Origin of the sequence: Pseudomonas orientalis, from assembly GCF_001439815.1 — a bacterium.
Lineage (GTDB): Bacteria > Pseudomonadota > Gammaproteobacteria > Pseudomonadales > Pseudomonadaceae > Aquipseudomonas > Aquipseudomonas orientalis.
Genome location: NZ_JYLM01000006.1, coordinates 276,680 through 295,948, shown reverse-complemented (window position 1 = coordinate 295,948; position 19,269 = coordinate 276,680). Strand labels below are relative to the sequence as shown.

General features: G+C 61.6%; 17 protein-coding genes and 2 pseudogenes. 10 read left to right on the top strand and 9 right to left on the bottom strand.

Features of this window, described 5'->3' with window-relative positions; all coding sequences use genetic code 11:
* Nucleotides 1-3 precede the first annotated feature (3 nt).
* The 10 genes and pseudogenes from hutI to TU82_RS16960 all read left to right on the top strand — a co-directional run bounded on the left by hutI (nt 4) and on the right by TU82_RS16960 (nt 11,959).
* Nucleotides 4-1,209, top strand: a complete 1,206-nt coding sequence (hutI, locus tag TU82_RS17005; protein ID WP_057724457.1) for an imidazolonepropionase — start codon at nt 4-6, stop codon at nt 1,207-1,209.
* Between the two features lie 27 nt (nt 1,210-1,236).
* Nucleotides 1,237-2,037 carry an N-formylglutamate deformylase gene (hutG, locus tag TU82_RS17000; protein WP_057724456.1) on the top strand — a complete coding sequence of 267 codons (801 nt, stop codon included), beginning with the start codon at nt 1,237-1,239 and terminating at the stop codon, nt 2,035-2,037.
* 121 nt (nt 2,038-2,158) lie between these two features.
* Nucleotides 2,159-3,130: a prolyl aminopeptidase gene (pip, locus tag TU82_RS16995; protein ID WP_057724455.1), complete on the top strand. Its 972-nt coding sequence runs from the start codon at nt 2,159-2,161 to the stop codon at nt 3,128-3,130.
* Complete coding sequence (dtd, locus tag TU82_RS16990; protein WP_057724454.1) at nt 3,127-3,564, top strand: D-aminoacyl-tRNA deacylase; 438 nt, start codon at nt 3,127-3,129, stop codon at nt 3,562-3,564. Before pip ends, dtd begins: the two co-directional genes overlap by 4 nt.
* Nucleotides 3,565-3,831: 267 nt before the next feature.
* Nucleotides 3,832-5,583, top strand: coding sequence for a glucan biosynthesis protein G (locus TU82_RS16985; RefSeq protein WP_057724514.1), 1,752 nt, complete (start codon nt 3,832-3,834; stop codon nt 5,581-5,583).
* Nucleotides 5,576-8,148: pseudogene (gene mdoH, locus TU82_RS16980) on the top strand (glucans biosynthesis glucosyltransferase MdoH); the annotation flags it as partial. The gene TU82_RS16985 and the pseudogene mdoH, both read left to right, overlap by 8 nt.
* Before the next feature lie 184 nt (nt 8,149-8,332).
* Entirely contained in the window at nt 8,333-9,133 is an 801-nt protein-coding gene (locus tag TU82_RS16975; RefSeq protein ID WP_057724452.1) for a transporter substrate-binding domain-containing protein, read from the top strand.
* 218 nt (nt 9,134-9,351) lie between these two features.
* Complete coding sequence (locus tag TU82_RS16970) at nt 9,352-10,149, top strand: transporter substrate-binding domain-containing protein (protein WP_057724451.1); 798 nt, start codon at nt 9,352-9,354, stop codon at nt 10,147-10,149.
* Nucleotides 10,150-10,272: 123 nt separating this feature from the next.
* Nucleotides 10,273-11,232, top strand: coding sequence for an amino acid ABC transporter permease (locus tag TU82_RS16965; RefSeq protein ID WP_057724450.1), 960 nt, complete (start codon nt 10,273-10,275; stop codon nt 11,230-11,232).
* Nucleotides 11,225-11,959, top strand: a complete 735-nt coding sequence (locus TU82_RS16960) for an amino acid ABC transporter ATP-binding protein (protein ID WP_057724449.1) — start codon at nt 11,225-11,227, stop codon at nt 11,957-11,959. Before TU82_RS16965 ends, TU82_RS16960 begins: the two co-directional genes overlap by 8 nt.
* A 113-nt stretch (nt 11,960-12,072) precedes the next feature.
* Here the strand turns inward: TU82_RS16960 and TU82_RS16955 are convergent, their stop codons facing one another.
* From TU82_RS16955 to hisI, 9 genes and pseudogenes are all read right to left on the bottom strand, one after another.
* Complete coding sequence (locus tag TU82_RS16955) at nt 12,073-13,980, bottom strand: methyl-accepting chemotaxis protein (RefSeq protein WP_057724448.1); 1,908 nt, start codon at nt 13,978-13,980, stop codon at nt 12,073-12,075.
* 136 nt (nt 13,981-14,116) lie between these two features.
* Nucleotides 14,117-14,821 carry a methyl-accepting chemotaxis protein gene (locus tag TU82_RS29620; RefSeq protein ID WP_428838885.1) on the bottom strand — a complete coding sequence of 235 codons (705 nt, stop codon included), beginning with the start codon at nt 14,819-14,821 and terminating at the stop codon, nt 14,117-14,119.
* A gap of 201 nt (nt 14,822-15,022) precedes the next feature.
* Nucleotides 15,023-16,033: pseudogene (locus TU82_RS29615) on the bottom strand (methyl-accepting chemotaxis protein); the annotation flags it as partial.
* 273 nt (nt 16,034-16,306) lie between these two features.
* Nucleotides 16,307-17,014: a 16S rRNA (uracil(1498)-N(3))-methyltransferase gene (locus TU82_RS16945; protein ID WP_057724446.1), complete on the bottom strand. Its 708-nt coding sequence runs from the start codon at nt 17,012-17,014 to the stop codon at nt 16,307-16,309.
* Nucleotides 17,011-17,802, bottom strand: a complete 792-nt coding sequence (gene tatC / locus TU82_RS16940) for a twin-arginine translocase subunit TatC (protein ID WP_049710428.1) — start codon at nt 17,800-17,802, stop codon at nt 17,011-17,013. Before tatC ends, TU82_RS16945 begins: the two co-directional genes overlap by 4 nt.
* Nucleotides 17,799-18,203, bottom strand: a complete 405-nt coding sequence (tatB, locus tag TU82_RS16935) for a Sec-independent protein translocase protein TatB (RefSeq protein ID WP_057724445.1) — start codon at nt 18,201-18,203, stop codon at nt 17,799-17,801. Before tatB ends, tatC begins: the two co-directional genes overlap by 4 nt.
* Before the next feature lie 10 nt (nt 18,204-18,213).
* Nucleotides 18,214-18,492 (bottom strand): twin-arginine translocase TatA/TatE family subunit, encoded by a 279-nt coding sequence (locus TU82_RS16930; protein ID WP_057724444.1) that lies wholly within the window; start codon nt 18,490-18,492, stop codon nt 18,214-18,216.
* A 25-nt stretch (nt 18,493-18,517) separates the two neighbouring features.
* On the bottom strand, nt 18,518-18,850 hold the full coding sequence (locus TU82_RS16925; protein ID WP_057724443.1) for a phosphoribosyl-ATP diphosphatase: 333 nt from the start codon (nt 18,848-18,850) through the stop codon (nt 18,518-18,520).
* Nucleotides 18,851-18,852: 2 nt separating this feature from the next.
* Nucleotides 18,853-19,245, bottom strand: coding sequence for a phosphoribosyl-AMP cyclohydrolase (gene hisI / locus TU82_RS16920; protein ID WP_057724442.1), 393 nt, complete (start codon nt 19,243-19,245; stop codon nt 18,853-18,855).
* Between the last annotated feature and the right edge of the window lie 24 nt (nt 19,246-19,269).

Genomic DNA, 19,269 nt, shown 5'->3' with positions numbered 1-19,269 from the left:
TTGATGAAAACCCTTTGGCAACACTGCCACGTAGCAACGATGGCCCAGGGCAAATACTCGATCATCGAGGATGCTGCCATGGTGACTGCGGGTTCGCTGATCGAGTGGATCGGCCCGCGCAGCCAGGCGCCAACGGCGGATTACGCCCAGGTGCATGACCTGCAAGGCGCGTGGGTCACCCCCGGCCTGGTCGACTGCCACACCCACACCGTGTTCGGCGGCAACCGCAGCGGCGAGTTCGAGCAGCGCCTAGAAGGCGTCAGCTACGCTGAAATCGCGGCCCAGGGCGGTGGCATTGCCAGCACCGTGCGGGCCACCCGTGCAGCGACGGAAGATGAATTGTTTGCCAGTGCTGAAAAGCGCCTGCGCAGTCTTTTGCGCGATGGTGTGACCACGGTAGAAATCAAGTCCGGCTACGGCCTGGATCTGGCCAACGAACGCAAGATGCTGCGCGTGGCGAGGCGCCTTGGCGAATCGCTTCCGGTGAGCGTGCGCGCTACCTGTTTGGCGGCCCACGCGCTGCCGCCTGAGTACAAAGACCGTGCCGATGACTACATCGAGCACATCTGCAGCGAGATGCTGCCGGCCCTGGCGGCAGAAGGCCTGGTGGACGCGGTGGATGCCTTCTGTGAATACCTGGCGTTCTCCACCGAGCAGGTCGAGCGCGTGTTCAAGGTTGCCCGGCAACTGGGCTTGCCGGTGAAGTTGCACGCCGAGCAACTCTCATCGCTGCACGGCTCCAGCCTGGCCGCGCGTTATCAGGCGTTGTCGGCGGATCACCTGGAATTCATGACCGAAGAAGACGCCATCGCCATGGCCGCTGCCGGCACCGTTGCCGTGTTGCTGCCAGGCGCTTTCTATTTCCTGCGCGAAACCCAATTGCCGCCGATGGACGCCCTGCGCAAACACGGCGTGAAGATGGCCATCGCCAGCGACCTCAACCCCGGCACCTCGCCGGCCCTGTCGGTGCGCCTGATGCTGAATATGGCCTGCACGCTGTTGCGCATGACCCCGGAAGAAGCCCTCGCCGGCGCCACGCAACATGCGGCTACCGCCTTGGGCATGGGCGACACCCATGGTTCCCTGGAAGTGGGCAAGGTCGCGGATTTTGTCGCCTGGCAGATCGATCGCCCCGCCGACCTGGCCTATTGGCTGGGCGGCGACCTGGATAAACGCGTGGTGCGCCATGGCGTCGATGTCACTGTTTAACTGCTTTTTTGAATAAGGAGCATCGTTGTGGATAAGGTTCTGACATTCAAACAAGGCCGCGTACCGCTGCTGATCAGCATGCCCCACGCCGGCCTGCGTCTGACACTTGCGGTCGAGGCCGGGCTGATCGCCGAGGCGCAAAGCCTGCCGGACACCGACTGGCATATCCCCTTGTTGTACGACTTTGCCGAAGAGCTGGGCGCCAGCACCCTGGCGGCGGAGTACTCGCGGTTTGTCATCGACTTGAACCGGCCGTCCGATAACACGCCGCTCTACGCGGGCGCCACCACCGGCCTGTACCCGGAGACGCTGTTCGATGGTGTGCCGTTATTTCGTGAAGGGCAAACGCCGTCCGAGGCCGAGCGCGCGTCCTATCTGCAGAAAATCTGGGGCCCGTATCACCGCACGCTGCAGGAAGAACTGGCGCGCCTCAAGGCCGAATTCGGCTACGCGTTGCTGTTCGACGCGCATTCGATCCGCTCGGTGATCCCGCACCTGTTCGAAGGCAAATTGCCGGACTTCAACCTCGGCACTTTCAACGGCGCCGCCTGCGATCCCGAACTGGCCGGCCAGCTGGAAGCCATCTGTGCTCAGCATCCTCAGTACACCCACGTGCTGAACGGGCGTTTCAAGGGCGGTCACATTACCCGCCACTACGGTAATCCGGCGCAGGATATTCATGCGGTGCAGTTGGAACTGTGCCAGAGCACGTATATGGAAGAGGTCGAGCCGTTCCGCTATCGCCCCGACCTGGCCGAGCCGACCCAAGTGGTGTTGAAGCAATTGCTGCAAGCCTTGCTGGCGTGGGGGAAAGCGCACTATCGATAAAGGCTGACGCGGGTCCGGGCGCTCAAGGGCATGCTCATTGCACAATTCGGGTTTATGATGCCTGACGGCAGAATAATAGACGTCCCCCCAGGGATGAACCCGACACCCCACGGAGCGCGCAATGCAGACTTGGTACCCGCAGATCAAACCCTATGCCCGGCACGATCTGGCAGTCGATGATGTTCACACGCTGTACGTCGATGAAAGCGGCTCCCCCGAGGGCCTGCCTGTGGTGTTCATCCATGGCGGCCCCGGCTCCGGTTGCGACGCGCAGAGCCGTTGCTACTTCGATCCGAACCTGTACCGCATCGTCACCTTCGACCAGCGCGGTTGCGGACGCTCCACACCCCGCGCCAGCCTTGAGAACAACACCACCTGGGATCTGGTCGCCGACCTTGAGCGCATCCGCGAGCACCTGGGCATCGACAAATGGGTGCTGTTCGGCGGCTCCTGGGGTTCGACGCTGTCCCTGGCCTACGCACAAACCCACCCCGAGCGCGTGCATGGCTTGATCGTGCGCGGCATTTTCCTGGCCCGTCCTCAGGACATTGAATGGTTCTACCAGGAGGGCGCGAGCCGGCTGTTCCCGGATTATTGGCAGGATTACCTGGCACCGATCCCGGTGGAAGAGCGTCACGACATGATCGCGGCGTATCACAAGCGTCTGACCGGCAACGACCAGATCGCCCAGATGCACGCGGCCAAGGCCTGGTCCGGCTGGGAAGGGCGCATGCTGGGGCTGTGCCCGAGCCCGCAGCATGTCGAGCGCTTCTCCGAGCCGCAGCGTGCCTTGTCCATTGCCCGCATCGAATGCCATTACTTCACCAATAACTCGTTCCTGGAACCGAACCAGCTGATTCGCGACATGCACAAGATCGCCCACCTGCCCGGGGTCATCATCCACGGTCGCTACGATATGATTTGCACCTTGGATAACGCCTGGGAGCTGCATCAGGCCTGGCCGAACAGTGAGTTGCAGGTGATCCGCGAGGCGGGGCATGCCGCGTCCGAGCCTGGCATTACCGATGCGCTGGTACGCGCAACCGGCGAAATGGCACGGCGCCTGCTTGATTTACCGCCAGAAGAAGCATGAAGGGCTTGTTGCAACGGGTGCGAGGCGCCCGGGTCGAGGTGGCTGGCGAAATAGTCGGGGCGATTGACCAGGGTTTGCTGGTGCTGGTGGCCGTCGAACCTTCAGATACGCCCGAGAGCGCCGATAAACTGCTGCACAAGCTGCTTAACTATCGGGTGTTCAGTGATGACGAGGGCAAGATGAACCTGTCGTTGAAGGACATCGGCGGCGGTTTGCTGCTGGTGTCGCAGTTCACCCTGGCGGCGGACACCAAAAGCGGGCTGCGGCCGAGCTTCTCCACAGCGGCTCCGCCGGCCCTGGGAGCGGCGCTTTTTGATCACTTGTTGTTACAAGCGCAACAATTGCATGGCAAGGTGGCATCAGGGCGTTTTGGCGCGGATATGCAGGTGCATTTGGTCAATGATGGCCCTGTGACCTTTCTCTTACAGACCTGAATGTATGAAAAACGACTTTAATGCCTAAAAACGCAGGGTTTCGCTACAAATACTTCGTTGTCCCTGATGCGTTGTCTCGCGGGCTGCTAGATAATCGCGCGCTACGGGGATCAGCGTTGTTTGGTCCATTTTTGACTTAGGTAGAGACTTGTCCGACAAACCAGTGGGGAATCATTTTGCCCCTGAGGAGTCGGAACAATGCTCGCCAACCTGGCATATAGATAGCTGGCCGTTGGTTTTTTGATCTGTTTTCGGCGAGGGTTGCTCGTGATTGTTAGTCCCTGTAATGCACCAAAATTGTCTGCCAAACGGTTACGAAACGCACTGGTGACGGGCTCTGCCCTGTTTTGCCTGTTCGGCGCGGGTCAACTGTGGGCATTCAGCCTGGACGATGTGTCGGCCAAGGCAAAAGAGCTGGCTGGGCAGAAATACGAAGCTCCGCGCAGCAATCTGCCGAACGAATTCCGCGAAATGAAATTCGCTGATTACCAGAAGATTCGTTTCCGCAATGAAAAAGCCGAGTGGGCCGATCAGAACACCCCGTTCAAGCTGTCCTTCTATCACCAGGGTATGCACTTCGATACACCGGTGAAAATCAATGAAGTCACCGCTGACAGCGTCCAGGAAATCAAGTACGACCCCAATCGCTTCGATTTCGGCGACGTGAAATTTGATCCGAAAGCCACCGAACAGTTGGGTTATGCCGGCTTCCGGGTGCTGTTCCCGATCAACAAGGCCGACAAGCAAGACGAAATCATGACCATGCTTGGCGCCAGCTATTTCCGCGTCGTCGGCAAGGACCAGGTGTATGGCCTGTCCGCCCGTGGCCTGGCGATCGACACGGCGCTGCCGTCCGGCGAAGAATTCCCGCGTTTCACCGAGTTCTGGATCGAGCGTCCGAAGCCGGGCGACAAGCACCTGGTGATCTTCGCCCTGCTGGATTCGCCGCGTGCGACCGGCGCCTACCGTCTGATTCTGCGTCCGGGCACCGACACCGTGGTCGACGTCAAATCCCAGATGTACCTGCGCGACAAGGTGAGCAAGCTGGGCGTGGCCCCGCTGACCTCGATGTTCCTGTTCGGCGCCAACCAGCCGTCCAAGGTCCTCAACTACCGTCGTGAGCTGCACGATTCCAGCGGCCTGTCGATCCATGCCGGCAATGGCGAGTGGATCTGGCGCCCGCTGAACAACCCCAAACACCTGTCGGTCAGCAACTTCAGCGTGGAAAACCCGCGTGGGTTCGGCCTGCTGCAACGCGGCCGCAACTTCAGCCACTACGAAGACCTGGACGACAACTACGACAAGCGCCCAAGCGCCTGGATCGAACCTGAGGGCGACTGGGGCAAAGGCACCGTCGACCTGGTAGAAATTCCGACCGCTGACGAAACCAACGACAACATCGTTGCCTTCTGGAGCCCGGCCGAGCTGCCGGAAGTCGGCAAGCCGCTGGATGTGTCCTACCGCCTGCACTGGACACTGGACGATGCCGCCTTCCATTCGCCGGACAGCGCCTGGGTCAAGCAGACCCTGCGTTCCACCGGTGACGTGAAGCAATCCAACCTGATCCGTCAGCCGGACGGCACCGTCGCTTATCTGGTGGACTTCGAAGGCCCGGCCCTGAAGAAGCTGCTGCCGGACGCTCCTGTGCGCAGCCAGGTAAGTGTTGGCGACAACGCCGAGCTGGTTGAAAACAGCGTGCGCTACAACGAACACACCAAAGGCTGGCGCCTGACCCTGCGCATGAAGATCAAGGACGCGAGCAAGCCGACTGAAATGCGTGCGGCGCTGGTGCAAGAGATCGCACAGGCTGAGCCCGAGCAGGTGTCGACTCACGTGCTCAAGGCTGACAAGGTCCTGGCCAAGCAACACGAGAAACAGGCCAAGAAAGACGCCAAAGAGGCGAAGGACAAGGACGCCAAGCAGCCCGAAGCTGCCCCGGCCCCTGTCACGCCGGAGCCGGCCAAGACCGAACAAGTCCTGACCGAAACCTGGAGCTACCAGTTGCCTGCCGATGAGTAATTCACACGTCAAGCCAGAAACTCTGACCGAGTACCTGGCGCATCTCCCCATGACGGCTGAGCAGCGCGCCGAGCTGGCGGGCTGCAGCTCCTTCAGCGAGCTGCACGAACGCCTGTCGTCCGCCACCTTCGACGCACCCACCGATGCCGCCCAGGCGTCGGTGGGTCGCCGGCTGACCCTGAGCACCGCTGAAGAGCTGCAGGACGCCGAGATGCTCGCGCTCGACGCCAGTGGCCGCGTCTGCCTGAAGGCCACCCCGCCGATCCGTCGCACCAAAGTGGTGCCCGAGCCTTGGCGCACCAACATCCTGGTACGCGGCTGGCGCCGTATGACCGGGCGCACCAACCCGCCGAAGCCGCCGAAAGACGAACGGGTATTGCCCGCCGCGCGCTGGCGTACCGTGGGTTCGATCCGCCGCTACATCCTGTTGGTGCTGATGCTGGGCCAGACCATCGTGGCCGGCTGGTACATGAAAGGCATCATGCCGTACCAGGGCTGGTCGCTGGTCGACTTCGACGAGATCCGCAACCAGACCCTGCTGCAAACCGCTACCCAGGTACTGCCTTACGCGCTGCAGACCAGCATCCTGATCATGTTCGGGATTCTGTTCTGCTGGGTCTCGGCCGGTTTCTGGACCGCGCTGATGGGCTTCCTTGAGCTGCTGACGGGGCACGATAAATACCGTATCTCCGGTAAAAGTGCCGGCAATGAGCCGATTCCCAAGGATGCGCGCACCGCGCTGGTGATGCCGATCTGTAACGAAGACGTGCCGCGAGTATTCGCCGGTTTGCGCGCCACGTTCGAATCGGTCGCCGCGACCGGTGACCTGGACCGTTTCGACTTCTTCGTGCTCAGCGACAGTAACGAAGCGGATATCTGCATTGCCGAACAACAAGCCTGGCTCGACGTGTGCCGCGAAGCCGGTGGTTTCGGCAAGATTTTCTATCGCCGCCGTCGCCGTCGCGTCAAGCGCAAGAGTGGCAACCTCGACGACTTCTGCCGTCGCTGGGGCGGTGACTACAAGTACATGGTGGTGCTCGACGCTGACAGCGTGATGAGCGGCGAATGCCTGACCAGCCTGGTACGCCTGATGGAAGCCACGCCGGATGCCGGGATTATCCAGACCGCGCCGCGTGCGTCGGGCATGGACACCCTGTATGCGCGCATGCAGCAGTTCGCCACCCGCGTCTACGGCCCGCTGTTTACCGCCGGCCTGCACTTCTGGCAGTTGGGTGAATCCCACTACTGGGGCCACAACGCGATCATCCGCATGAAGCCGTTTATCGAGCACTGCGCCCTGGCGCCGTTGCCGGGTAAAGGCGCGTTTGCCGGTGCGATCCTTTCCCACGACTTCGTTGAAGCAGCGCTGATGCGCCGTGCCGGCTGGGGCGTGTGGATTGCCTACGACCTGCCGGGCAGCTACGAAGAGCTGCCGCCCAACCTGCTCGACGAACTCAAGCGTGACCGTCGCTGGTGCCACGGTAACCTGATGAACTTCCGCCTGTTCCTGGTCAAGGGCATGCACCCGGTGCACCGTGCGGTGTTCCTGACCGGCGTGATGTCCTACCTGTCGGCGCCGTTGTGGTTTTTCTTCCTGGTGCTGTCCACGGCCTTGCTGGCGGTGAACACCCTGATGGAGCCGCAGTACTTCATGGCGCCGCGCCAGTTGTACCCGCTGTGGCCGCAATGGCATCCGGACAAGGCGGTGGCACTGTTCTCCACCACCATCGTGCTGCTGTTCCTGCCTAAGCTGCTCAGCATCATCCTGATCTGGGCCAAGGGCGCAAAAGAGTTCGGCGGCAAGTTCAAGGTGACCCTGTCGATGCTGCTGGAGATGCTGTTCTCCATGCTGCTGGCGCCGGTGCGCATGATCTTCCACACCCGCTTCGTACTGGCCGCGTTCCTCGGCTGGGCCGCGACCTGGAACTCGCCGCAGCGCGACGACGACTCCACACCCTGGAGCGAAGCGGTCAAGCGTCACGGTCCGCAGACCTTGCTGGGCTTTTTGTGGGCGCTGCTGGTGGTGTGGCTCAACCCGAGCTTTTTGTGGTGGCTGATCCCGATCGTCGGTTCGCTGATGCTGTCGATCCCGGTGTCGGTGATATCCAGCCGGGTCAAGCTGGGCCTCAAGTCCCGCGATGAGAGCCTGTTCCTGATCCCTGAGGAATACAATCCGCCGCAGGCACTGCTGTCGACCGAGAAGTACACCCACGAAAACCGTTGGCACGCGCTCAACGACGGGTTTGTGCGTTCGGTGGTCGACCCGCAGCAGAACGCCCTGGCCTGCGCCCTGGCGACCTCGCGTCACCGCGAGGCGGAGCCGATTGAGTACCTGCGTGTGGAGCGTGTTCGCCACGCGTTGAAAGTCGGCCCGGCCGGCCTCAACAACAGCGAACGCCTGGCCTTGCTCAGCGACCCGGTAGCCCTGGCTCGCTTGCATGAACAGGTCTGGACCGAAGGCCACGCCGAGTGGCTGGACGCGTGGCGTGCATCGATCAAGGCTGATCCGCACGCGCCATTGCTGCCGCTGCAACCGCTGTCGTCCCAGGCTCAACCGGCCTGATTCAGACGCCCCCGAGGGCCCACCTCGGGGGCGTTTCAAGCGCTGGTCCTACAGCGTTTAGCGTCACTTCCTTTCCTCCCTAACTCCTTGTTATTTCGAAACAAAAGTCCTTCGTTAGAAGCGTATTGCCGTGGCTGTGGCTGGGGTAGCATCGCCCCCCAAATTTGACGCGCCATGGGGGCACACATGTTCAAAAGGTATTGTTCGGCACTGGTGATGGGCGTTGTCGCACTGGCTCACACAGGTGTGCTGTACGCCGGGGCGATTGACGACGCTGTGCGCCGCGGCGTGCTGAAAGTGGGCACCACGCCGACTTACGTGCCGTTCGAAATGACGGACCGGCAGGGGCGCATCGTCGGCTTCGAGATCGACCTGCTCCAGGCGATGAGTCGCGCGCTGGGGGTTGAACTCGAACTGGTCGCGGTGCCCTACACGGAGTTGCTGCCTGGGTTGATGGCGAAGCAGTTCGACCTGATCGGCAGCGGCATGACGGTCACCCAGGAGCGCAACCTGTACCTCAACTTCAGTGATTCCTTTATCGTGGTGGGTCAGACGGTCCTGCTGCACCCGCGCCTGGCCGGCAAGGTAGCGAGCATCGAAGACCTGGACGAGGCGGGCTATCGGATTGCGGTCACCGAAGGCACCACCGGTGAGGCAGCGGCGCAGCGCTTTCTGGGCGCGGCCCGGATCAAGCGTTTCACCACGCCGGAGGAAGGCGTGCGCCACGTGGTGGAGGGCAAGGCCGATGCCTTCATTTACGATGCGCCCTACAACCTGATCGCCATGACCCGGCCCGAGAACAGCGCATTACTGACGCTTGAGCAACCTTTTACCTTCGAACCCCTGGCGTTCGGCCTGAAAAAGGGTGATTACGACAGCGTCAACTGGATCAATCACTTCCTCAATCAAGTGGCCCAGGACGGCACCTACGATCAATTGCACGACAAGTGGTTCAGGGGCACTGCCTGGCTCGCGGAGATTGAATGATCGTCATAACTACTTACACATCAACTCATTAGCGAGTCCGTGCAGCGACCTGTCTAGATCTTTAGTCAGGCGCCGCGCCGTAGGGTCTCTCTTGCCGGCCTCGATAACATTTAGTCGTGAAACCTTTGTGACGAGCAACGAGTGGGTTAGGATCGCACCCCGAAATAGCGCAGCCCATAGCGCGCCAACCTTATAAAAACCGTTCAGGGGACTTGATGATGAAAAAGTATCTTTCGATGCTGATGCTCGGCGTCACCGCGCTGGTGGCGGCCACTGCGGCCCAGGCCGGCGCCATCGATGATGCGGTCAAGCGCGGCACGCTGAAAGTCGGCATGGACCCGACCTACATGCCGTTCGAAATGACCGACAAGCGCGGTGAAATCATCGGCTTCGAAGTCGACATCCTCAAGGCCATGGCCAAGTCCATGGGCGTCAAGCTGGAGCTGGTGTCCACCGGCTACGACGGTATCATCCCGGCCTTCCTGACCGGCAAGTTCGACATGATCGGCAGCGGCATGACACTGACCCAGGAGCGCAACCTGCGCCTGAACTTCAGCGAACCCTTCATCGTGGTCGGCCAGACCCTGCTGATTCGCAAGGAGCTGGAAGGCACCATCAAGTCCTACAAAGACCTGAACGACGAAAAATACCGCCTGACCTCCAAGCTCGGCACCACCGGTGAGATGGTTGCCAAAAAGCTGATCGCCAAAGCCAAGTACCACGGCTATGACAATGAACAGGAAGGCGTGCTGGACGTGGTCAACGGCAAGGCGGACGCCTTTGTCTACGACGCGCCGTACAACGTGGTGGCCGAGAAGAAAGTCGGTAATGGCAAGCTGGTGTTCCTCGAGGAACCCTTCACCTTTGAGCCCCTGGCCTTCGGCTTGAAGAAAGGCGATTACGACAGCGTCAACTTCATCAACAACTTCCTGCACCAGATCAAGAACGACGGCACCTACGATCGCATCCATGACAAGTGGTTCAAGAGCTCCGAGTGGCTCAAGGACATGGAATAAGGCTTAAGACCGAGTTGCCTGTATCGGGGGCAAGCCCCCTCCCACAGGGAAACGCATTCCAAATGTGGGAGGGGGCTTGCCCCCGATGGCGGCCTACCAGGCAACACCTATGCGGACAGTGAAATGAAACAGAAAAAAGCCCAATGGCCCTGGCACCTGCTGACCCTGGTCGTGCTGGTCGGCCTGGCCGGCGCCTTGTACTACGCCACCTCTCTGATGTCCTACGAATGGCGCTGGAATCGCGTGCCGCAGTACTTCGCCTATCAGGCCGAGGAAGCGCAACGTGCAGCCGATATTTCCACCGTCATCGAGCTGGTACGCAAGGGCGATGTGGCCGAGGTGACCCTGCGCAATGATGCGGGCGCCGAGCAGAAGGTGACGGTCGCGGACAACAGCCTGCAAGTGGTGCGCGGCGATGACGTGGCCGAAGGCGATGTCATCGGCGTCAACCGTCATTGGGCACTGGGCCCGCTGATGTGGGGTTTGTGGACCACGCTGTGGTTGTCGGTGGTGTCCGGCATCCTGGGCCTGGCGATTGGCCTGGCCACCGGCTTGTGCCGGCTGTCCAGCAACCCGACCTTGCGCGATCTGTCGACGATCTACGTCGAATTGGTGCGCGGTACGCCGCTGCTGGTGCAGATCTTCATTTTCTATTTCTTTATCGGCACGGTGCTCAACCTGTCCCGGGAGTTTGCCGGGGTCGCGGCGCTGTCACTGTTCACCGGCGCGTACGTGGCGGAAATCGTGCGTGCCGGTGTGCAGTCGATCACCCGTGGCCAGAACGAGGCCGCGCGCTCCCTGGGCTTGAGCGCCAGCCAGTCGATGCGGCATGTGGTGCTGCCGCAGGCCTTCAAGCGCGTCCTGCCGCCACTGGCCGGCCAATTCATCAGCCTGGTGAAAGACACCTCGCTGGTCTCGGTGATCGCGATCACCGAGCTGCTCAAGAGCGGGCGCGAAGTGATCACCACCTCGTTTTCACCCTTTGAGATTCTGTTCTGTGTGGCAGGCCTGTACCTGCTGATCAACCTGCCGCTGTCGAAAATGGCCAGCCGGCTTGAGCGGAGGCTCGCGCAAAGTGATTGAAGTCCGCGATCTGGTAAAAGTCTTCGACACCCGTGGCCACGTAGTGCGCGCCGTGGATCATGTCACCACCCAGGTGGCCAAGGGCGAAGTGCTGGTGGTGATCGGCCCGTCCGGTTCCGGCAAGTCCACCTTTCTGCGCTGTCTTAACGGGCTGGAGGAATTCGATTCAGGCTCGGTCAGCATCGACGGTTTGCAACTGGCCGATCCGAAGACCGATGTGAACGCCTACCGCCGTGAAGTCGGCATGGTGTTCCAGCATTTCAACCTGTTCCCCCACATGACCGTGCTGGAAAACCTGTGCCTGGCGCAAAAGGTTGTGCGCAAACGCGGCAAGCAAGAACGTGAAGCCAAAGCCCTGGCGTTGCTGGAGAAGGTGGGTATTGCCCAGAAAGCCAACGAGTTTCCGTCACGCCTCTCCGGAGGCCAGCAGCAGCGGGTAGCAATTGCCCGCGCCCTGGCGATGGAGCCCAAAGTGATGCTGTTTGACGAACCGACCTCGGCGCTGGACCCGGAAATGGTCGGCGAAGTGCTCGACGTCATGAAGACCCTGGCCCTGGAAGGCATGACCATGGTCTGTGTCACCCATGAGATGGGCTTTGCCCGCGAGGTGGCGGACCGGGTGCTGTTCTTCGATCACGGCAAATTGCTCGAGGACGCGGCGCCGGCCGAGTTCTTCGATGCGCCCAAGGACCCGCGGGCCCAGGCTTTCCTGCGTCAGGTGCTATGACTGTAGGAGCGAGCTTGCTCGCGAAGATCGTCAACGATAACGCAGCGCACCTTAAATGAACGCGGCGGCCTTGGGCTTTTCGCGAGCAAGCTCGCTCCTACAGTGGTGGTTCTTCAGAGCTTGAATTTGCCGACCAGTGTCTGCAGATCCACGCTCAGCCTCGTCAATTGAACACTCGCCGCCGCCGTTTCCTCGCTGGCGGCGGCAGTCTGTTCGGACACGTCGCGTACCTTCAACACACTGCGATTGATTTCCTCGGCCACAGCGCTCTGCTGCTCGGCGGCGGCGGCAATCTGCGGGTTCATTTCCTGGATCACCGACACCGTGCGGGCAATCGCCGCCAGGGCCTCGCCGGCGTCGCGGGTCAGGGCAACGCTGTTGTCGGTCAGGTTGCGGCTGCTGTCCATGATGTCGGCTACCTGCTGGGTACCGTTATGCAGGCCGAGGATCAGTCCTTCAATCTCTTCAGCCGATTCCTGCGTGCGCTGGGCCAGGCTGCGCACCTCATCGGCGACCACGGCGAACCCTTGGCCGGCACTGCCCGCGCGCGCCGCTTCGATGGCGGCATTCAGGGCCAGCAGATTGGTCTGCTGGGACACCGACTTGATCACGTCCAGCACGCTGGCGATCTTCTGGCTTTCCTGTTGCAGGGTCAGCATGGCGCGACCGGACAAGGCCATTTCACTGGCCAGGTTGCCGATCTGCTCAACCGCCTGGGTGACCACCTGCTCACCGGCGCCGGCCTGCTGGTCGGCTTCGTTGGCGGCAACGGACGCGCGTTCGGCATGGCGCGCGACTTCCTGGGCGGTAGCGAGCATTTCATTCATCGCCGTGGCCACCTGGTCGGTTTCATCTTTCTGGTCGTTGAGCCCGTTGCGCGTCTGTTCAGTCACGGTGGACAACTGCGTCGCCGCACCGGCGATCTGGCGGGCGCTGTCACCGATGCTGCTGATCAGGCTGCGCAAATTGCGGGTCATTTGACCGATGCTCTGTTGCAACTGGCCCAGTTCGTCGCGGCGCTCCACCTGGGTATCGTGGCTCAAGTCGCCCTGGGCAACACGGTTGGCGGCGATAAGGATTTCACGCAGCGGCGAAGCGATCTGCCGGGCAATCCACCACGCGGCCAGGGCGCCCAGCACGAGCGCAGCCAGCGTGACGCCGATCATCAACGTGCGCGTCTGGTTGGCCTCTTCATTGCGCTTGGTGTTCTGGCTCTGGCTCAACAGGTTACTTTTCTCACGCAACGCGTTGAGCTGCTGCTCGAAGCGGTTTTGCACGGTCTCGACGCTGAGCTGGGCTTCCTTGAGCTTGACCAGTTGTGCCCGATAATTGGCCAGGTCGGCTTTGAGCAGCGCCGAATCCACCGGCAGTGTGGTCACGGCGGCCTGTGCGATATCCAAGGCGTCCAGCGTCTGGCTGGCGGCCTCGGCATAGGCCTGTAACGATTCGGCCGCCCAGGCCGGGTTCTGGACGCGATCCTCAGCCTGCTCCATGGCTTGGCGCAGTTGCTCGATGGTGTCGAGCGCCTTTTCGTCATTCTGGTCGGGCAGGTCGCTGGCGAATTGGGCCAGGGTGTCACTGGCTTGCAGGGCGGATGTCCTCAGCGCCGGGCGTATATTCTCGCGCTGTTCGATCAAGGCGGGTAGCTGCGCCAGCGCGGTCTTGAAATCGGCGACTAGGCGTACCGCCTCTTCATTACGTTGCACGTCCACCGGGTCTATCAGACGATGTGAAAGCTCTGCCAGATGCTGGTCGATTTTTTCGATCTTCTGCGCCATCTGGCCAAGGCTGGCTTTGTCCGCCAGGGTGCGGTACACGATGCGATCGGCGCGCATGGCCTCGGCATATACGGCCAGCTGGCCCAGGCTCGTCAAGCTGTCGGAGCGATAAAGCACGGCGTTCAGGGCCTGCCAGCCCGTTGCAGCGATGATGAAACTGAGCATCAGCACCAGGCCGAAACCCAGTGCGAGCTTGAGGCGTACGCTGGCGTTCGCCAGCAGGCGGGTCAGACGAGAGAACATGGCGCACCTCCCAATCAGAAAAAAGCGTTTCGCAACAGAGCAAACGCTAATCCGATTCGGGGTGAGGGCGGGCCGATAACTGTGTAGGAAATTTCACAAGATGCGGCAGCCGCAATCGGCCGCCGCACAGGTTAGGTCAGATGCGGAAGCGCCCGACCAGGGTTTGCAAGTAGATGCCCAGGCGGGCCAGCTCGGCACTGGACGCCGCCGTTTCTTCGCTGGCCGAAGAGGTCTGCTCGGAAACATCGCGCACATTCAGCACGCTGCGGTTGATCTCCTCGGCGACTGCACTCTGCTGCTCGGCGGCCGTGGCGATCTGCGAGTTCATCGCCTGGATGGTCGACACGGTGCGCGTGATGCTCGCCAACGCGCTGCCGGCGCGGCGGGTCAGTTCGACACTGCTGTCGGTCAGGCCGCGGCTGTTGTCCATGATGGTCGCCACCTGCTGGGTGCCGTTTTGCAAGCCGAGGATCAGCTCCTCGATCTCTTCGGTGGACTTCTGTGTGCGCTGGGCCAGGCTGCGCACCTCGTCGGCCACCACGGCAAAGCCACGCCCGGCTTCACCGGCACGCGCCGCTTCAATGGCCGCGTTAAGCGCCAGCAGGTTGGTTTGCTGGGCCACGGACTTGATCACGTCGAGCACGCTGCCGATCTTGTCGCTTTCGCGCTTCAGATCGCCCATGGCGAGCGTCGAATTGCCGACTTCGGTGGCCAGGCGCTCGATCTGGGCGATGGCTTCGCCGACCACCTTGTCGCCTTCACGGGCCTGCAGGTCGGCGGCCACGGCGGCTTCCGACGCTTCTTCGGCATTGCGCGCAACTTCTTGCACAGTGGCGGCCATTTCATTCATGGCCGTGGCTACTTGGTCGGTTTCGATCTTCTGGCTGTTGACCCCGGCGCTGGTCTGTTCGGTGACCGCCGACAGCTGCTCGGCGGCGCTGGCGATCTGGGTCACGCCATCGCTGATGCCCCCAATCAATTCGCGCAGGCCCAGGGTCATGCTCTGCATGGCGCGTTGCAGTTGGCCCAGTTCATCCTGGCGAGCGGATTCCAGGTTGTGGCTCAGGTCGCCCGAGGCCACGCGCTCGGCGACCTTGAGGGTCTGAGTGAGCGGGATGATGATCTGGCGGGTGATGGCCCAGGCGGCGACTAGGCCAAACAGCAGCGCCAGCAGGGTAGACAGCAGCAACAGCTGTTTGGCTTGGGCGGCGTCGCTGTCGCGAACCACGGTTTGCGAGGCGGTGAGTTTGTTACTGCGGTCCAGCAAGATGTCGCCCTGGGCGCTCATGATTTTCAGCGCGGCGGCGCTGGCCACCTGCGAGTCGCGGTACTGGCTGACAGCGGCGCGGTAGGCTTGCAGTGAAACGCCGGCCTGTTGCAGGTTGGTCGAAAATTGATCAGGTAGCTGACCATTGAGCGCAGCGATTTTCTTCAGGGCGTTATCGATGGCATCCAGCGCGGGCTGCTCGGCCTCGACTTTGCCGCTGTAGGTGTAGCCGCGCACTTGGAAGCGCGCCTGCTGGATCAGCTTGCTCAGGTCGACGATGCTGTTGAACTGGCTGACGCTGTCGCCCTGTAACAAGGTCTTTTCCACCTCGCCGACTTTGAGCACCGCATTGTCGGCAGTATCGCCGAGCTTGCTGCGCGCATTCTCGCGATTGGCACCCGCCTGGACCATGGCGTCGAAGGCGCGCTTGTACTGGTCAACGGCGGCGAGCTGGTCATCGACCAGCGCGATATCGGCGGGCTGTTCAATCAGCGCTCGCGCCGTTTTCAGGCCGCTTTCCAGCTGGCCCAGAAAACCATTGACTGCCCCCGGGCCCTGTTCGCCACGGCGCATTTCAAAGTCCAGGCGCGCGATGCGCAGGTCCTTGCTCAAATCGTTGAGACTGGCGATGTAGCCCAGTTTGTCGCCACGGCTGATCACGCCCGAAAGCCCGGCCCAGCCGGTGAGTGTGATGATCAATGTAAGCAGCAACACCAGGCCGAAGCCCACGCCCAGCTTGGTTTTGACGCTGACATTTCCCAGCTTTTCGGCTAACCAACGATACATGCTGCGAACTCCCGTGGAACAAGGCTTGGACTTATTCCGGGGTTATCGGCATGTGCACAGGATTCTGTAGCGACGCAGATCCAATGTGGGAGGGGGCTTGCCCTAATAACAGTCATTAAGCGTACACCACCGTCTGTAGGAGCGAGCTTGCTCGCGAAAAACGTCAACGATAACGAGTGCTTTCTGAGTGAACGCGGTGCATGTGAGTTTTTCGCGAGCAAGCTCGCTCCTACAAAAGCATTGGGGCAAGCGCCCTCCCACACTGGATCATTGTCAGAACAAGCGGGCGAGCAGGGCGGTGACGGCGGTTTCAACCCGCAGGATGCGCGCGCCCAGTTGCACCGGCTGCAGTCCGGCCTTGCTCAGCAGTTCGACTTCATAGGGTATCCAGCCACCTTCCGGCCCGATCGCCAGGGTCACCGGTTCATCCAGGCCACGGGGGCAGGGCGGGTAATCGCCGGGGTGGCCGATCAGGCCAAGGGTGCCTGCGGCCATGGCCGGCAAGCGATCTTCAACGAATGGCTTGAAGCGTTTCTCGATAACGATCTCGGGCAATACCGTGTCCCGCGCCTGTTCCAGGCCGAGGATCAGTTGCTCGCGAATCGCTTCCGGCTCCAGGAACGGGGTCTGCCAGAAGCTTTTTTCCACGCGGTAGCTGTTGACCAGCACCACCTTCGGCACGCCCATGGCCGCCACCGTTTGCAGCACCCGGCGCAGCATCTTCGGGCGTGGCAGGGCCAGCAGCAGGGTCAGCGGCAGTTTGCCTGGCGGCGGCTGGTCGAAGCTGACGTGCAGCTCGGCTTCCCCAGCTTCCAGGCGCAGCAGTTGGGCATTACCCATCAGCCCGCCAATGCAGCCGACACGCAGGTTGTCCCCCACCACGGCGCGGTGCACCTCCTGCATATGCACCAGGCGCCGATCACGCAGCACCACCCGGTCGGCCGCAATAAAGTCGGCGTCTTCCAGCAGCAGCAGGTTCACGGCTGGGTCGCTGGCGGCTGGTCGTCGTCGGCTGGCTGGTCGTCCGGGTGTTCGCCACGCTTGCTGATAAGGCCGCTGAACAGGATGCCGATCTCGAACAGCATCCACATCGGCACGGCCAGCAAGGTCTGGGAGAAGATGTCCGGCGGGGTAAGGATCATGCCGACCACGAAGCAGCCGATGATCACGTACGGGCGGATCTTCTTCAGGTAAGCCACATTGACCACGCCGATCCACACCAGCAACACCACCGCCACCGGAATTTCGAAGGCCACGCCAAAGGCGAAGAACAGCGTCATCACAAAGTCGAGGTAGCTGGTGATGTCGGTCATCATTTCCACGCCGGCCGGGGTGGCGGCGGCGAAGAACTTGAAGATCAGCGGAAACACAAGGAAGTAGGCGAAGGCCATGCCGGTATAGAACAGCAGGATGCTCGACACCAGCAACGGCACGGCGATGCGCTTCTCATGCTTGTACAACCCCGGCGCGATGAAGCCCCAGATCTGATGCAGGATCACCGGGATCGCCAGGAACAGCGAGACCATCATGGTCAGCTTCAACGGCGTCAGGAACGGCGACGACACGTCGGTGGCGATCATCGTCGCGCCGGCCGGCAAGTACTGGCGCAGCGGCGTGGAGACGAAGGTATAGATCTGCTGGGTGAAGGCAAACAGCCCGGCAAAGATGATGAAGATGGCCGCTACGCAACGCAGCAGGCGGGTACGCAGCTCGGTGAGGTGCGAGACCAGCGGCATGTGCTGGTCGTTTTCCGGTTTATCAGCGCTCATGGGGCTCGCGGCGGCAATGTAGGGTCATGGGACGCGGGCGACGCGACGGGCGTCGGCGCAGGCTCGGTCGGCGTGGTCGGTGCCGGGGGCGCGGCTTCAGTCGCAGGCGCGATACTGTTCTGGGCCACAGGTTCCACCGGTTTGGCGGGCTCCTGCACGGGCGACAGAATCTTGCGCGTCTCCTGCTCCAACGACAGGATGTGCTCGTTGTGCAATTGCCGGCGGATCTCGTCGGCACCGATTTCCCGTTCAACTTCCTGTTTGATCGCGTTGAAACTGCGCTTCAGGCGCCCGATCCACAGGCCGGCCGTGCGTGCTGCACCGGGCAGGCGTTCGGGCCCCAATACCAGCAGGGCCACGAGGCCGACGAGCAGCAGTTCAGAGAAGCTGATACCAAACATTAGTCAGTGCTCACGAGTCTTTGCGGGTCGGCTCTTCGACTTTTTCAGCCTGCACGTCGAAGGTGCGACGCTCGGTGATCGGCTGGGCGGCCTGCGGATGCACCGGCTGGGCCGGTGGAACCGGGTTTGCACTGGGTTCGGCCGGCTTTTCATCGTCGTTCATGGCTTTACGAAAACCCTTGATCGATTCGCCGACATCGGTACCCAGGTTCTTGAGTTTCTTGGTGCCGAACACCAGTACCACCACCACCAGAATGACGATCCAGTGTTTCCAGTCAAAAATACCCATGCTGCAAATCCTCGATAAAAGTTGTTCAGGTGGATGGGCGTGCGGCCTTCTCGGCGTGCCCGGACAGGCCGAAGCGGCGGTCCAGTTCATCCAGCACGGCCTGTGGATGCTGCCCCAGCTGGGCGAGCATGACCAGGCTATGGAACCACAGGTCGGCGGTCTCATAGATGACATCGCTGCAATCGCCGCTGATCTGCGCATCCTTGGCGGCAATGATCGTCTCGACGGATTCTTCGCCGAGTTTTTCCAGGATCTTGTTCAGACCCTTGTGATACAGGCTGGCGACATAGGAGCTGTCGGCGTCCGCGCCCTTGCGCTCTTCCAGCACCTGGGCCACGCGGTTGAGGGTATCGCTCATGGTCAGTGTCCTGCCGAATAAATGGCGTGCGGGTCTTTGAGCACCGGTTCCACCACCTTCCATTCGCCGTTCTCGAACACGCGATAGAAGCAACTGTGACGGCCGGTGTGGCAGGCGATGCCGCCGATCTGCTCGACCTTGAGGATCACCACGTCGCCATCGCAGTCCAGGCGCAGCTCATGCAGCGTCTGCACATGCCCGGACTCCTCGCCCTTGCGCCACAGTTTGCCACGCGAACGTGACCAGTAGATGGCGCGCCGCTCGGCGGCGGTCAGGCTCAGAGCCTCGCGGTTCATCCAGGCCATCATCAGCACGCGCCCGGTCTTGTAGTCCTGGGCAATGGCCGGCACCAGGCCGTCACTGTCCCACTTGATCTCGTCCAGCCAGTCTTTCATGTTCGGCTCCGGCAATTTGCGACA

Bases quoted from the DNA above. Each gene is read 5' to 3' on its own strand.
- pip (WP_057724455.1), top strand. From the start codon at position 2,159: ATGCAGACTTGGTACCCGCAGATCAAACCCTATGCCCGGCACGATCTG.
- hisI (WP_057724442.1), bottom strand. From the start codon at position 19,245: ATGAAAGACTGGCTGGACGAGATCAAGTGGGACAGTGACGGCCTGGTG.
- TU82_RS16970 (WP_057724451.1), top strand. From the start codon at position 9,352: ATGAAAAAGTATCTTTCGATGCTGATGCTCGGCGTCACCGCGCTGGTG.
- TU82_RS29620 (WP_428838885.1), bottom strand. From the start codon at position 14,821: ATGGCCGCCACTGTGCAAGAAGTTGCGCGCAATGCCGAAGAAGCGTCG.
- TU82_RS16930 (WP_057724444.1), bottom strand. From the start codon at position 18,492: ATGGGTATTTTTGACTGGAAACACTGGATCGTCATTCTGGTGGTGGTG.
- TU82_RS16975 (WP_057724452.1), top strand. From the start codon at position 8,333: ATGTTCAAAAGGTATTGTTCGGCACTGGTGATGGGCGTTGTCGCACTG.
- TU82_RS16955 (WP_057724448.1), bottom strand. From the start codon at position 13,980: ATGTTCTCTCGTCTGACCCGCCTGCTGGCGAACGCCAGCGTACGCCTC.
- TU82_RS16925 (WP_057724443.1), bottom strand. From the start codon at position 18,850: ATGAGCGATACCCTCAACCGCGTGGCCCAGGTGCTGGAAGAGCGCAAG.
- tatC (WP_049710428.1), bottom strand. From the start codon at position 17,802: ATGAGCGCTGATAAACCGGAAAACGACCAGCACATGCCGCTGGTCTCG.
- TU82_RS16965 (WP_057724450.1), top strand. From the start codon at position 10,273: ATGAAACAGAAAAAAGCCCAATGGCCCTGGCACCTGCTGACCCTGGTC.
- tatB (WP_057724445.1), bottom strand. From the start codon at position 18,203: ATGTTTGGTATCAGCTTCTCTGAACTGCTGCTCGTCGGCCTCGTGGCC.
- dtd (WP_057724454.1), top strand. From the start codon at position 3,127: ATGAAGGGCTTGTTGCAACGGGTGCGAGGCGCCCGGGTCGAGGTGGCT.
- hutI (WP_057724457.1), top strand. From the start codon at position 4: ATGAAAACCCTTTGGCAACACTGCCACGTAGCAACGATGGCCCAGGGC.